Below are 13,197 nucleotides of genomic sequence, written 5' to 3'. Positions count from 1 at the left end.
GATACGCCCGCATTAACAGCCATTCATCAATATGGTTCCTGATCACCCTTTCAACGAATTGAAACCAAATTCGGGCTGCGGCACGCAGGAACTCACCGGAACTCACGAAAAATAAAATTTGCCGCGAACCTCGGCGTGAAGCGCGAGAATCTATGTTCGAAACTCGACGGGACGAAAAACATTATGGCAGAGATGCGTCCCTTTCGTCATCAAGCAGGTGTGTAAGGAATTCCCTGACGTCGCTGGGCGCATCGAAATGCCCGGCCACGCCTTTGGCACGGCGGCCGACGGAGAAGGCGAGGCCATCGAGGTCGGGCATGATCGCAAAGACGCTCTCGTCGGTAACGTCGTCGCCGATGAAGAACGGACGGCGCCCCTTGAACGGCTCGCGCGTCATCAATTCGCGCACCCCGCTCGCCTTGGTGAAGCCGGAGTGCTTGATCTCGCAGACACATTTGCCGGGCAACACTTCGATCGGCGCGTTGGGCAGATCAGCCCTGATCAGCGACACCGCGGCATAAATCGCCTTCTCGGCATGCGGCGCGAGGCGATAGTGCAGCGCCAGCGAGTAGCCCTTGTCCTCCAGCAATATTCCCGGGCTCAGCTTTGCGATCGCCGCCAGCCGGCGCTTCAACTCCTTGTCCATCGGCGGGGCGTGGGCGGCCACCGCCTCGCTGTCCGGTTCGATCCGCATTTCGGCGCCGTGGCCGCCGACGGCCGGGAATTGATCGGGCGCGAAAATCAGGTCGATATCGTTGAGCGAGCGGCCGCTGACCAGCGCCAGCGCGCCGTTGGTCCTTTGGAGCAGACGATTCAACGTCTTTGACAAGCCCGGCGGCACCCAGACTTCGCGCGGCGTCGGCATCAGATCGAGCAGCGTGCCGTCGATGTCGAGCAGAACGGCAGTTTCGCTCAAGTGCGGCACCAGCGAGCGCGGCACCGGAACGGTCTCTTCCACGACCTCTTCTTCGCGGGCGATATCATCTTCCAATGGCATTTCCGCCAGATCCTCATTCATCATCTCATCCTACTCCACACATGCTAGCGGCCGTGCGACAGATTCGAGCGATTTGCGCTCGGCAGCAACGGCATACCGCCACGCGACAGCGGCGGCCACGATCATCAATGCCGACCCTAACAGGTAGCCGGCGAAAACGGTGTTGCGCGATCCGGTATCGATCAGGGCGCCGAATAGCGCCGGTCCTACCACGCCGCCAATGCCCGTTCCGATCGCATAGAACAGCGCAATCGCAAGTGCGCGCACCTCCAGCGGAAACGTCTCGCTGACGGTGAGATAGGCCGCACTCGCCGCCGGCGAGGCAAAGAAGAAGATCACCATCCAGGCGATGGTCTGGGTCTGCGCGCTCAAGGCGCCAATCGAGAACAGGTAGCCCGACAGCGCGAGCAACAGGCCGGAAATGCCATAGGTCGCCGCGATCATCGTGCGGCGACCGAGCGTATCGAACAGCCGGCCGAGCAACAACGGCCCGAGGAAATTGCCCGCCGCAAAGGGCAGGATGTACCAGCCGACGTCATTTGACGGGATGCCGAAGAAGTCGGTTAGAACCAGCGCGAAGGTGAAGAAGATGGCATTGTAGAAGAACGCCTGCGAGGCCATCAGCACCAGCCCGACCATCGAACGCTGGCGGTAGGTCGTGAACAGCGTATGCGCGACCTCACCGAGCGGCGTGTGGCTGCGCATCCGTAAGCGGATCTTCGGGAACACTTCATCGGCCGCATGGTCCGCATGTCGCACCGAGGCCCGCTCGATGCCGTCAACAATCGCGTGCGCCTCCTCGGGACGGCCATGGATCATCAGCCAGCGCGGGCTTTCCGGAATCCACATCCGCATCACGAACACAATCAGGCCGAGTGCGGCGCCAATGAAGTAGGCCATCCGCCAGCCGAGATCCGGCGCCAGCACGTTGGGATCGAGCAGCACGATGGCGGCGACCGCGCCGATCGCAGCCCCGATCCAGAAACTGCCGTTGATCACGAGGTCGGTCCAGCCACGATAACGCGCCGGCACCAACTCCTGAATCGTCGAATTGATCGCGGTATATTCGCCGCCGATGCCCGCCCCGGTCAGGAAGCGAAACAGCGAGTAACTCGCGACGTTCCACGACAGCGCGGTGGCGGCGGTCGCGCTGAGATAGACCGCGAGCGTGATGAAGAACAGTTTCTTGCGCCCGATCCGGTCCGTCAGCCAGCCGAAACCGAGAGCGCCGAGCACGGCGCCGGCGAGATAGGCGCTGTTGGCGAGACCCACATCGAAATTCGAAAATTGCAGCGTCGGGCTCTCCTTCAGCGCGCCCGACAAGGCGCCCGCCAGCGTGACTTCCAGCCCGTCGAGAATCCAGGTGATGCCGAGTGCGGCCACGACGCGGGTATGAAAGCCGCCCCAACGCAGGCAATCGAGCCGCGTGGGTATGCTGGTCTCGATGACGCGAGCATTGTCCTGCTCCAGCGACGTAATGGACGCGCTTTCAGCCACTGCCGCCCCCTGCCGTATCGCTTTCTCATCCATCGGATTTAGCCAATGAAAAAACACCCCGGAACGCCCCAGCCCCAGGGTTTTCACGCTCAATTGCGGCAAACATGATGCCCGCCGCGAAGATAACGCCTTTCGGAGGATGCGGTTCCGGAGACTTTCGCATGGCGAAATTGCATAGCTGTTGCCGTGCTCTGCGTATCGTGCGGGACCTCTCCACGTCATTGCTGTCGATGTCACTGAAGCGATCTTTCCGCGCATGACGTGACAACAATAATGGATTGCTTGCGCCTTCGCTCTTCGAGCTACGGCGGACAAGTCGCTGCGCTCGACACCGACAGCAATGACGCGGTGATAGCGGCGCGCCTTCGCGGACGATGACAGGTACATTGCAACTGAAGGGAACCGAACAGTCGGGCGGCCGTTTTCGGCAAAACAGCAATGGAGTCGAACATGGCCGAACGGCGAAAAACCACACCACGGAAGACCGCAGCCCGGAAGAGCAGCCGCACGACAACGGCGAAGAAATCATCGCCGAAACGATGGTCGCAACGCGTAACACGGGAAAGCGACGCGCTCGACCTGAAGCGCGGCGTCTTCAAGCAGACCAGCGCGAAGAAGATCGCGGCATCGCTCAAGCGCTCCGCCGAGCACAGTACGCGCCGCAAGTCAGGCGCCTATCGTTCGGCGCTCTCGATGCTGACCTTCTACATCAACCGCGCCGGCAAGACGTTGCCGAAGACGCAGCGCGCGCGGCTGGAGCGCGCGAAGGTGGAGCTGAAGCATCAGTTCGGGAGGGAGTGATCTGTCGTCCCTGCGAACGCAGGACCCATACGCCGCGGCCGGCGTAAGGGGGCACGCGGGGGACGGCCTTGCTCAACGACTCCGAGCGGTGGTTATGGGCCCTGCGTTCGCAGGGGCGACGATGACGATAGAGAGGGGCGACAGCTACGCCGCTCTTATATTCGCCATGAAGCGATCGAGTTCTTCGCGAAGGCGCGTGCTTTCGCTGGATAGCGTGCGGGCCGAATTCAGCACTTCCTCGGACGCCGATCCGGTTTCGGTCGCGCCGCGATTGACGTGCATGACGTTGGCGGCGGCCTCCTGCGTGCCTTGCGCGACGTTCTGGACGCTGCGCGCAATTTCCTGCGTTGCCGAGCTCTGCTGCTCGACCGCGCTGGCGATCGTCGCGGCGATGTCGGAGATCCTGCCGATGGTGCCGCCGATCTCCTTGATCGCGGCAACCGATTCCTGCGTCGCGCCCTGCATGCCCGAGATGTGACTGGAAATCTCGTCGGTCGCCTTCGCGGTCTGGCTGGCGAGCGATTTGACTTCGGATGCAACCACGGCAAAGCCGCGGCCGGCATCGCCCGCGCGGGCGGCCTCGATGGTGGCGTTCAGCGCCAAAAGGTTGGTCTGCTCGGCAATCGCCGTGATCAGCTTGACCACGTCGCCGATCTCCTGCGCGGCACGCGACAGCTTGCCGATCCGCCCGTCGGTCTGTTCGGCCTGACGCACGGCGGCCTCTGCAATCTGGCTGGATTCCTTGACGCGCCGCCCGATCTCGTCGACGGAAGCCGACAGTTCCTCGGTCGCGGACGCCACCGACTGCATGTTGGTGGAGGCTTCTTCCGAGGCGCCGGCGACCTGGCTTGAGAGGCTCTGGGTGGTTTCCGCCGTCCGCGTCAGCTTGCCGGCAGCGGATTCGAGTTGCACGGCCGAGGACGACACGTTGGAAACGATGGCGCCGACTGCAGCTTCGAATTCGTCGGCGAAGCGAATGAGTTCGGTGCGGCGCGCGGCACTCGCCGCCTTGTTCTGCGCTTCCAGGGTGGCGGCGTCGCGCTCGGCGCGGGCAATCGCCTGCACCTTGAACTCCTCGACCGCGCTTGCCATCTCGCCCAGTTCGTCCTTGCGGCCGAGGCCGGGCAGCACGACTTCGAAATTGCCGGCGGCGAGTTCGCGCATCGCGTTGCACATCGCAATCATCGGCCGGGAAATACCTTTGCCGAGGAAGAAGGCCCAGACACAGCCGAGCAGAAAGCCGCCGGCGGCAAGGATCAGGATCAGCCGCTCGGTCTCGCCGATGGTCGCGTCCGACTCGGCTTCGAGCCGCTTCTGATCGGCCAGGAGGTCCGACTTCATGGCGCCCGAGCCCTTGTTGATAGCGGCGGCCGATTCCGTCATCTCCAGCGTCAGCTCGTCGATCTCCTTGGAATTGTCGACCAGCTTGGCGAGCGACTTCTGGTACTCCTCCAGCATGGCGGAGATTTCCTTGATCCCCTCGCGGATCTTTTCGTTGTTCGACGAAATCGCCTTGAGCGCGTTCTCGACGAATTTCAGACGCGCCATTGCGCTGGCAGCGACCGTCTTATCGGAATTGACCACGAACGTATTGGCAAGCGCCGTGACCGCCTGAAACTGCTCGGTCACCTTCTTCGCGCCGGGCGTGATCACCGGCATTTCGTCATCGTCGGCGTTGCTCGGGAGATCGTCCAGCTTGTAGCGCAGCGAGTTGCCGGTGCGGGTGAGCTGGTTCTGCGTGATGCGCGCACTCTCGTCCTTGACCTTGACGATGTCGGCGAAAATCTTGGTGAAGGCGCGGAACTCCCGCTCCAGTTTCGCGACCTGCTCGAGCCGCGTCGGATTGGTGGTCCCCTTCATCGAGGCAATGATTGCGTCCTTCAGGCCGGCTTCGGCGGCCAGCGCCGCCTTGCCGTCCTCTTCCTTTCCGGTCGCCACGAAATAGCGGGCGAGTGACCGGTAGGAAATCAGTTCGCGGTCGATGTCGCGCGACAGATCGGCCTCCAGCACGCTGCGCCGGTAGGACTCCACGCCGGCCGAAACCCGCTCGAACCCCAGATAGGCAAACCCCATGCTGGCGGCCGAAATCGCCAGCACGACGGCAAAGCCGAGCATGATCTTGGCACGGAACCGCAGGGTCGGGAGCTTGAAAGACGAGCCGCCACGCTTCAGAAATCGCACGTCACCCCCCGTTTTCGTTCTGAAAAACAGGCACCGGAGGCCCAGCCCCCGATCCGGTGCGCAAAGTTAAGGCAGAATGGATAAGGGCGGGTAAACCTGGGCAAAACCTGCAAGGGGCCGCCGTCGCCTACCCTCGCCTGGAGGGGGAGGGTCGACGCTCATGTAATGAGCGGCGGGGTGGGGTGACGGTCTCTCCACACCCAACAGTACCCGAGTGGAGAGATCACCCCACCCCGTCTCACATTTCGCTACGCTCCATGTGAGCCGACCCTCCCCCTCCAGGGGAGGGTAAGAAAGGAATTCGCATCGCGAGTCTCCGCGCTCACGCCAGCGAATGTCATCGCAATGACAGATGCCTGCAAAATCCTAGTTGCAAGTTCTGTCGCCGCTGTTTCTAATTGGAATAATTATAAAACATCGGGAGGTACCACGCGTGTCTACAGTCAAGCTGACGGTAAACGGCAAGGCCGTCTCGGCCGAGGTCGAAGACCGGACCCTTCTCGTCCATCTCCTTCGCGACCATTTGAACCTGACAGGCACGCATGTCGGCTGCGACACCAGCCAGTGCGGCGCCTGTGTCGTTCATATCGACGGCCGGGCGGTGAAATCCTGCACCGTGCTGGCCGGCCAGGCCGCAGGCTCCGACGTGACCACCATCGAGGGCATCGCCAAGGGCAACGAACTGCATCCGATGCAGGCGGCGTTCCGCGACAACCACGGCCTGCAGTGCGGTTACTGCACCCCGGGCATGATCATGTCGGCGATCGATATTGTGCACCGCCATAGCGGCAATCTCGACGAGGCAACCGTCCGGCACGAGTTGGAAGGCAATATCTGCCGCTGCACCGGCTACCACAACATCGTCAAGGCGGTGCTCGATGCGGCTGGGCGCATGAAGGTCGCGCAGGCGGCGGAATAGCCGCCGCAGGCCATAATTCCGAATTCAACACCGCGTTTCGCTGGAAATCGCGGAAACAATAATTCCGGTCGGGAGGACAGGACATGGGCGTTGAAGGCATTGGCGCAAGCGTCGTGCGCAAGGAAGACCGCCGTTTCATCACAGGCAAGGGCCGTTACGTCGACGATATCAAGCTGGTGGGCATGACCCACGCACACTTCATCCGCAGCCCGCATGCACATGCCAAGATCAAGAGTATCGATACGTCAGAGGCGATGAAGATGCCGGGCGTGGTTGGCGTGCTGACCGGCCAGCAGATCGTCGACGACAAGATCGGTAATCTGATCTGCGGCTGGGCCATTACCTCCAAGGACGGCACCGGCATGAAGATGGGTGCATGGCCGGCGATGGCGCCGGAGACCGTGCGCTTCGTCGGCCAGGCGGTCGCGGTGGTGATCGCCGAGACCAAGAACCAGGCCCGCGACGCGGCTGAAGCCGTGGTCGTCAACTATGAGGAATTGCCTGCCGTTCCTGACATTCGCGCCGCGATCGCGCCGGGCGCGCCGCAACTGCACCCGGAAGCGCCGGGCAACGTGATTTACGACTGGACCATCGGCGATGAAGGCGCGACCGATGCGGCCTTCAAATCGGCAGCCAACGTCGTCTCGCTCGACATCACCAACAATCGCCTGGTGCCGAACGCGATGGAGCCGCGCGCGGCGATTGCGGAATATAACGAGCCCGAAGAGCATTTCACGCTCTACACGACCTCGCAGAATCCGCATGTCGCCCGGCTCGTGCTGTCGGCGTTCTACAACGTCGCGCAGGAGCACAAGCTGCGGGTAGTGGCGCCCGACGTCGGCGGCGGTTTCGGCTCAAAAATCTTCATCTACCCCGAGGAGATGGTGGCGCTGTGGGCCTCCAAGAAGGTCGGCCGTCCGGTGAAGTGGACCGGCGACCGCACCGAGGCCTTCCTGACCGACGCGCATGGCCGCGATCACCTCACCAAGGCTGAGATGGCGTTCGACAAGGACAACAAGGTCACCGGCTTGCGCGTGAAGACTTACGCCAATCTCGGCGGCTACATGTCGCTGTTCTCCTCGTCGGTGCCGACCTACCTCTATGCGACGCTGCTGTCGGGCCAGTACAACGTTCCCAACATCTTCGCCGAGGTGATCAGCGTCTACACCAACACTGTTCCGGTCGACGCCTATCGCGGCGCGGGCCGGCCCGAGGCAAGTTTTGTGGTCGAACGGCTGATGGAGACGGCCGCGCGGCAGTTGAAGGTCGATCCGGCGGAGTTGCGGAAGAAGAATTTCATCACGCAGTTTCCGCATCAGACCCCTGTGATCATGGCCTATGACATCGGCGACTTCCACGCCTCGCTCGACGCCGCGATGAAGGCGATCGACTATGCAGGCTTCGCAGGCCGCAAGGCAAAAGCGAAGTCCGAAGGCAAGCTGCGCGGCATCGGCATCTCCTGCTACATCGAGGCCTGCGGCATAGCGCCGTCAAAGGCGGTCGGCAGCCTCGGCGCCGGCGTCGGCTTATGGGAATCGGCGGAAGTGCGCGTCAATCCTGTGGGGACCATTGAGATCCTCACGGGATCGCACAGTCACGGCCAGGGCCACGAGACCACATTCTGCCAGCTCATTGCCGAGCGGCTCGGCGTGCCCATCAGCCAAGTCCAGATCGTCCATGGCGATACCGACAAGGTGCAGTTCGGCATGGGTACCTACGGCTCGCGCTCGGCGGCCGTCGGTCTCACCGCGATCCTGAAGGCGATGGAAAAGGTCGAGGCGAAAGCCAAGAAGATTGCGGCCCATCAGCTCGAAGCATCGGAGAACGACATCGTCATCGAGAACGGCGAGTTCAAGGTCGCCGGCACCGACAAGTCGCTGGCGCTGCCGATGGTCGCGCTCGCGGCCTACACCGCGCATAACTTGCCTGACGGCATGGAGCCGGGCCTGAAGGAAGGCGCGTTCTACGACCCGACCAACTTCACCTTCCCGGCCGGCGCCTATATCTGCGAAATGGAAGTCGATGCCCGCACCGGAAAGAGCACGTTCGTCAACTTCGTGGCGGCGGATGATTTCGGCCGGCTGATCAATCCGATGATCGTCGAAGGCCAAGTCCATGGCGGCCTTGCCCAAGGCATCGGCCAGGCGCTGCTGGAGGGCGTGGTGTACGACTCATCCGGCCAGCTCGTGACCGCGTCGTTCATGGATTACACCATGCCGCGCGCGGACGACCTGCCCTCCTTCAAGCTGTCGCACACGACGACGCTATGTCCGGGCAATCCGCTCGGCGTCAAGGGCTGCGGCGAGGCGGGCGCGATCGGCGCTTCGGCTGCCGTCATCAACGCCATCACGGATGCGATCGGCAACAACCAACTCGAAATGCCGGCGACGCCCGATCGCGTCTGGCATGCGATCCACGGCTGAGAGGGAGAAGCATCATGTACCAGACAACCTATCACCGCCCCTCTTCGGTCGACGAAGCAGCAAGCCTGTTCGCCAAGGGCTCGGACTCGAAATATCTGGCCGGCGGCCACACGCTGATTCCGGTGATGAAGCAACGGCTGGCCTCGCCGTCCGACGTCATCGATCTCGGCAAGATCAAGGAGCTGGTCGGCATCGAGCCAACCGGTGACGGAATCATGATCAAGGCGGCCACGACCCATCACGACGTGGCCTCGAGCGAAACGGTGCAGAAGGCTATCCCGGCGCTGGCTTACCTCGCCTCGCTGATCGGCGACCCGGCGGTGCGGCATCGCGGCACCATCGGCGGCTCGCTCGCCAACAACGATCCCGCGGCCGACTATCCGGCGGCGGTGCTGGCGCTCGGCGCCACCGTGAAAACCAACAAGCGTTCGATATCGGCGGATGATTTCTTCAAGGGCCTGTTCACGACGGCGCTTGAGGACGGCGAAATCATCACCGCGGTGTCGTTCCCGGTTCAGGCCAAAGCGGGATATTCCAAGTTCAACCATCCCGCGTCGCGCTTCGCCCTGACCGGCGTGTTCGTCGCCAAGACCCCGGCAGGTGACGTCCGCGTCGCGGCCACCGGCGCATCGCAAGATGGCGTGATGCGGGTGCCCGCGATCGAGGCCGCGCTGAAGGCCAACTGGTCCGCCGCCGCGCTCGATAACGTCACGATTTCCGCCGACGGCCTGATGAACGACATTCACGGCACCTCGGACTATCGCGCCAACCTGATCAAGGTGATGGCGCAGCGCGCGGTGACCGCCGCCGGCTGATCAGCGCCTGGACGCGACTTTGACATGAGCGGCGCGCAGCGATGCGCGCCGCTTTCGCATTTTGGCTCGATTCTCGGCAGAAGAAGCTTGCCAGGGCCTCGCTTCGGCGGGACAATTTAGCTAATCAACTAATTAATCAACTAATTAAGAGTTTCCCTTCGACGTTCCCTTGGGAGAGAAAACAACGTGCTCGATCAACCAGCCACCCAATCCGCCACCCGCACCTCCGGCCCGCTCACAGGCTTCCGCATCGTCGAATTCGCCGGCATCGGCCCGGGCCCGTTCGCCTGCATGATGCTGGCTGATATGGGCGCGGAAGTCGTGACACTCGATCGCGTCGACGCGAAGAAAAATTTGAAGTCGGTGGCGGGGCGCGGCCGGAAAGTGGTCGAGCTCGACCTCAAGGACAAGGCCGCGGTCGCGCAGGTGCTCGATCTGCTTAGCCATGCCGACGCGCTGATCGAAGGCTTTCGCCCCGGCGTGATGGAGCGGCTGGGCCTCGGACCCGATGTGGTGATGGCGCGCAACCCGCGGCTGGTGTTCGGCCGGATGACCGGCTGGGGCCAGGAAGGCCCGCTGGCGCACGCGGCCGGCCATGACATCAACTACATCTCGGTCACCGGCGCGCTTGCGGCGATCGGCACCAAAGAGAAGCCGGTGCCGCCGCTCAACCTGGTCGGCGATTTCGGCGGCGGCGCGCTCTATCTCGTGGTCGGCGTGCTGGCGGCGCTATTGGAAGCGTCGAAGTCCGGCAAGGGCCAGGTGGTGGATGCAGCGATGTGCGACGGCGCGGCGTCGCTGATGTCGATGTTCTTCGACATGACCGCGATCGGCCGCTGGGTGGAAGGGCGCGAGCAGAATTTTCTCGACGGCGGCGCGCATTTCTACGGCATCTATGAATGTTCCTGCGGCAACTTCATTTCGATCGGCTCGATCGAACCCCAGTTCTACGCGCTGCTGCGCCAGCATGCCGGCCTCACCGACGCCGATTTCGACGCCCAGATGGACCGCAAGGCCTGGCCGGCACTGAAGGAAAAGCTCACCAAGGTCTTCAAGAGCAAGACGCGCGAGGACTGGTGCAAGATTATGGAAGGCACCGACATCTGCTTCGCGCCAATCCTGACCATGGCGGAAGCGCCAAAGCATCCCCACATGGCGGCGCGAAAGATTTTCGTCGAGCGTCACGGCGTGACGCAGCCGGCGCCCGCGCCACGCTTCTCGCGCACGCCGTCGGCGATCCGGGATGCGGAGAAGGCCGATATCGCTGAACTGACTGATGCGTGGAAGGCGGGAAGATAAACTCTCCTTCGTCGTCCCCGCGCACGCGGGACCCATAACCACAGGATTTGGTTGTTGGGCGAGAGCCGTCGAACAGCGGCTCTCAACACAAGCGACACGGCGTATGGGTCCCGGCTCAAGGCCGGGACGACGATAGCTTACGCCGCATTCCCCACCTTCAACACGCCTCGCCGGATCTGATCCTCCTCGATCGACTCGAACAGCGCCTTGAAGTTGCCCTCACCAAAGCCGTCATCGCCCTTGCGCTGGATGAACTCGAAGAAAATCGGTCCGATCGCGTTCGCAGAGAAAATCTGTAAGAGCACCTTGGTGGCCACCATCGACCACGCCCTCACCGTCGATGAGAATGCCGTCGCGCTGCAGGCGTCCGACGTCCTCACCGTGCTGCGGCAGGCGTGTGTCGATCTTCTCGAAATAGGTATCCGGCGGTGACGGCATGAACGGTAATCCGGCCTCGCGCAGCGTCTCGACGGTGCGGTAAATGTCCCGCGCGCCGCAGGCGATGTGCTGGATGCCTTCGCCGCGATAGATGTTGAGATATTCCTCGATCTGTCCGGAGTCGCCGGCATCCTCGTTGATCGGGATCCGGATCTTGCCGTCCGGGCTGGTCAGCGCACGCGAGAACAGGCCGGACGCGCGGCCCTCGATGTCGAAGAAGCGAATCTGGCGGAAGTTGAACAGTTTTTCGTAGAAGCCGGTCCAGACGTCCATGCGGCCGCGATGGACGTTGTGGGTGAGGTGATCGATGTAATAGAGCCCGGCGCCGGCGGGCCGAGGATCGTGCGCGCCTAGCCATTCGAACTCGAGATCATAGGCCGATCCCTTGGCGCCGTAACGATCGGTGAAATAGAGCAGGCTGCCGCCGATGCCCTTGATGGCGGGGACGTCGAGCGTCTTCTGAGCAGACGAAACATCAGCCGGCTCCGCGCCGAGCGAGAGCGCCCGCTCGTAGGCCTGCTTGGCGTCGACCACGCGGAACGCCATCGACGGCGCGCAAGGCCCATGCGCCGCGACGAAGCCGTGGCCATGGCTGCCCGGCTCCTCGTTGACGAGATAATTGATGTCACCCTGACGATAGACCGTGATCTTCTTGGTCTTGTGGCGGGCGACAGGCGCATAGCCCATCAGCTTGAACAGCGCGTGCAGCTCTTCCGGGTTCGGATGCGCATATTCGACGAACTCGAAACCGTCGGTGCCCATCGGATTGTCGGCGCTGATGGTGGCGGCCGGCGCGTCGTGCGGAAACGGACCCATGGCTAAACTCCCGTAAATTGATCTAGATCAATATCGGGCGAAGCGGGCGCAAAGTGCATGCAAACCGAGGGGCGTTAGGCTATCATCTCGCACAATTCGTGCACGAAACCGGCAATTGACGCATGATCCCCGTGGATGCCTTCGACCTCAAAATGCTGGCCGCGCTGCAGGACGACGGCCGGCTGACCAACCAGCAACTGGCCGACCTCGTCGGCCTGTCCGCCTCGCAATGCTCGCGGCGGCGGATGCGGCTCGAGGAGGAAAAGGTCATCGCCGGCTACCACGCCGACCTCGCCGGCGAGGCGCTCGGCTTCAACCTCATCGCCTTCATTCACATTACGCTGGCGACGCATTCGCCCGACAACGCCAAGAAATTCCGCGAACTGGTCAACCGCGTCGACGACATCCAGGAGGCCTATTCGCTCACGGGCGACGCCGACTATGTGCTGAAAGTGGTGCTGCGCGACCTCAAGGACCTCTCGGATCTCGTCAACAACGTGCTGATGCCGCACCAGAGTGTCGCGCATGTCCGCTCGTCGGTCGTGCTGGACCGGCTGAAGGAGAGCGCGAGGCTGCCGTTGAAAGCCTAGATGGCGCAATTCGAGGGAAATTCGTCATTCGCGTTTTCCAGCGGATTTGCGATCATTCACCATGAATCACCTCACGAGACCGCCATGGCACTGCAACTCCGCCCGAACTGCGAATATTGCGACAAGGACCTGCCGCCGAATGCGACGGACGCGCGGATCTGTTCCTACGAATGCACGTTCTGCGCGGATTGCGTCGAGACCAAGCTGCACAACGTCTGCCCGAACTGCGGCGGCGGTTTTGAGCGGCGGCCGATCCGGCCCGCGACCGAGCGACGGCCGGGCGTGTGCGTGGTCAAGCACCCGCCGTCGGACAAGCGAGTGCATTTGAAGTACAGCGTGGAAGATGTCGCGGCGCATTCAGCGCGGCTGAAGGATATCCGGCCCGAGGAGCGCTGAACCATCAATGCCGTCATTCCGGGAT

Annotated in this window: 10 protein-coding genes and 1 pseudogene; 7 read left to right on the top strand and 4 right to left on the bottom strand. The window is 62.7% G+C overall.

The window, feature by feature from the left end; genetic code table 11:
• Positions 1-181 precede the first annotated feature (181 nt).
• Both otsB and ACFXS9_RS35805 read right to left on the bottom strand, forming a co-directional pair.
• Entirely contained in the window at positions 182-1,018 is an 837-nt protein-coding gene (gene otsB, locus ACFXS9_RS35810) for a trehalose-phosphatase (protein ID WP_392700186.1), read from the bottom strand.
• A gap of 9 nt (positions 1,019-1,027) precedes the next feature.
• Positions 1,028-2,527: an MFS transporter gene (locus ACFXS9_RS35805; RefSeq protein ID WP_392697575.1), complete on the bottom strand. Its 1,500-nt coding sequence runs from the start codon at positions 2,525-2,527 to the stop codon at positions 1,028-1,030.
• Between the two features lie 417 nt (positions 2,528-2,944).
• Here ACFXS9_RS35805 and ACFXS9_RS35800 point away from each other — a divergent pair, with 417 nt between their 5' ends.
• On the top strand, positions 2,945-3,295 hold the full coding sequence (locus ACFXS9_RS35800) for a DUF3175 domain-containing protein (RefSeq protein WP_392697573.1): 351 nt from the start codon (positions 2,945-2,947) through the stop codon (positions 3,293-3,295).
• A gap of 144 nt (positions 3,296-3,439) precedes the next feature.
• On the opposite strand, the gene ACFXS9_RS35795 is transcribed toward ACFXS9_RS35800, so the two are convergent.
• Positions 3,440-5,410 carry a methyl-accepting chemotaxis protein gene (locus ACFXS9_RS35795; RefSeq protein WP_392700184.1) on the bottom strand — a complete coding sequence of 657 codons (1,971 nt, stop codon included), beginning with the start codon at positions 5,408-5,410 and terminating at the stop codon, positions 3,440-3,442.
• Between the two features lie 499 nt (positions 5,411-5,909).
• Between ACFXS9_RS35795 and ACFXS9_RS35790 the strand changes: the two genes are divergently transcribed.
• From ACFXS9_RS35790 to ACFXS9_RS35775, 4 genes are all read left to right on the top strand, one after another.
• Positions 5,910-6,395 (top strand): (2Fe-2S)-binding protein, encoded by a 486-nt coding sequence (locus ACFXS9_RS35790; RefSeq protein WP_392697570.1) that lies wholly within the window; start codon positions 5,910-5,912, stop codon positions 6,393-6,395.
• Positions 6,396-6,478: 83 nt separating this feature from the next.
• Positions 6,479-8,818, top strand: coding sequence for a xanthine dehydrogenase family protein molybdopterin-binding subunit (locus ACFXS9_RS35785; RefSeq protein ID WP_392697567.1), 2,340 nt, complete (start codon positions 6,479-6,481; stop codon positions 8,816-8,818).
• Positions 8,819-8,832: 14 nt separating this feature from the next.
• Positions 8,833-9,633 carry an FAD binding domain-containing protein gene (locus ACFXS9_RS35780; protein WP_392697564.1) on the top strand — a complete coding sequence of 267 codons (801 nt, stop codon included), beginning with the start codon at positions 8,833-8,835 and terminating at the stop codon, positions 9,631-9,633.
• Between the two features lie 186 nt (positions 9,634-9,819).
• Positions 9,820-10,932, top strand: coding sequence for a CaiB/BaiF CoA transferase family protein (locus ACFXS9_RS35775; protein WP_392697561.1), 1,113 nt, complete (start codon positions 9,820-9,822; stop codon positions 10,930-10,932).
• A 137-nt stretch (positions 10,933-11,069) separates the two neighbouring features.
• Here the strand turns inward: ACFXS9_RS35775 and hppD are convergent.
• Positions 11,070-12,186 (bottom strand): annotated as a pseudogene (hppD, locus tag ACFXS9_RS35770) (4-hydroxyphenylpyruvate dioxygenase).
• Positions 12,187-12,308: 122 nt separating this feature from the next.
• On the opposite strand from hppD, the gene ACFXS9_RS35765 reads away from it, so the two are divergent.
• Both ACFXS9_RS35765 and ACFXS9_RS35760 read left to right on the top strand, forming a co-directional pair.
• Positions 12,309-12,776 (top strand): Lrp/AsnC family transcriptional regulator, encoded by a 468-nt coding sequence (locus ACFXS9_RS35765; protein ID WP_392697558.1) that lies wholly within the window; start codon positions 12,309-12,311, stop codon positions 12,774-12,776.
• 84 nt (positions 12,777-12,860) lie between these two features.
• Positions 12,861-13,172 (top strand): DUF1272 domain-containing protein, encoded by a 312-nt coding sequence (locus tag ACFXS9_RS35760; protein ID WP_392697555.1) that lies wholly within the window; start codon positions 12,861-12,863, stop codon positions 13,170-13,172.
• Positions 13,173-13,197 lie beyond the last annotated feature (25 nt).

It is taken from the genome of Bradyrhizobium sp. RDI18, assembly GCF_043203335.1.
Taxonomy (GTDB): Bacteria; Pseudomonadota; Alphaproteobacteria; order Rhizobiales; family Xanthobacteraceae; genus Bradyrhizobium; species Bradyrhizobium retamae.
Note: the sequence above shows the minus strand (reverse complement) of the source record. Positions and strands in the feature narration are given on the sequence as shown.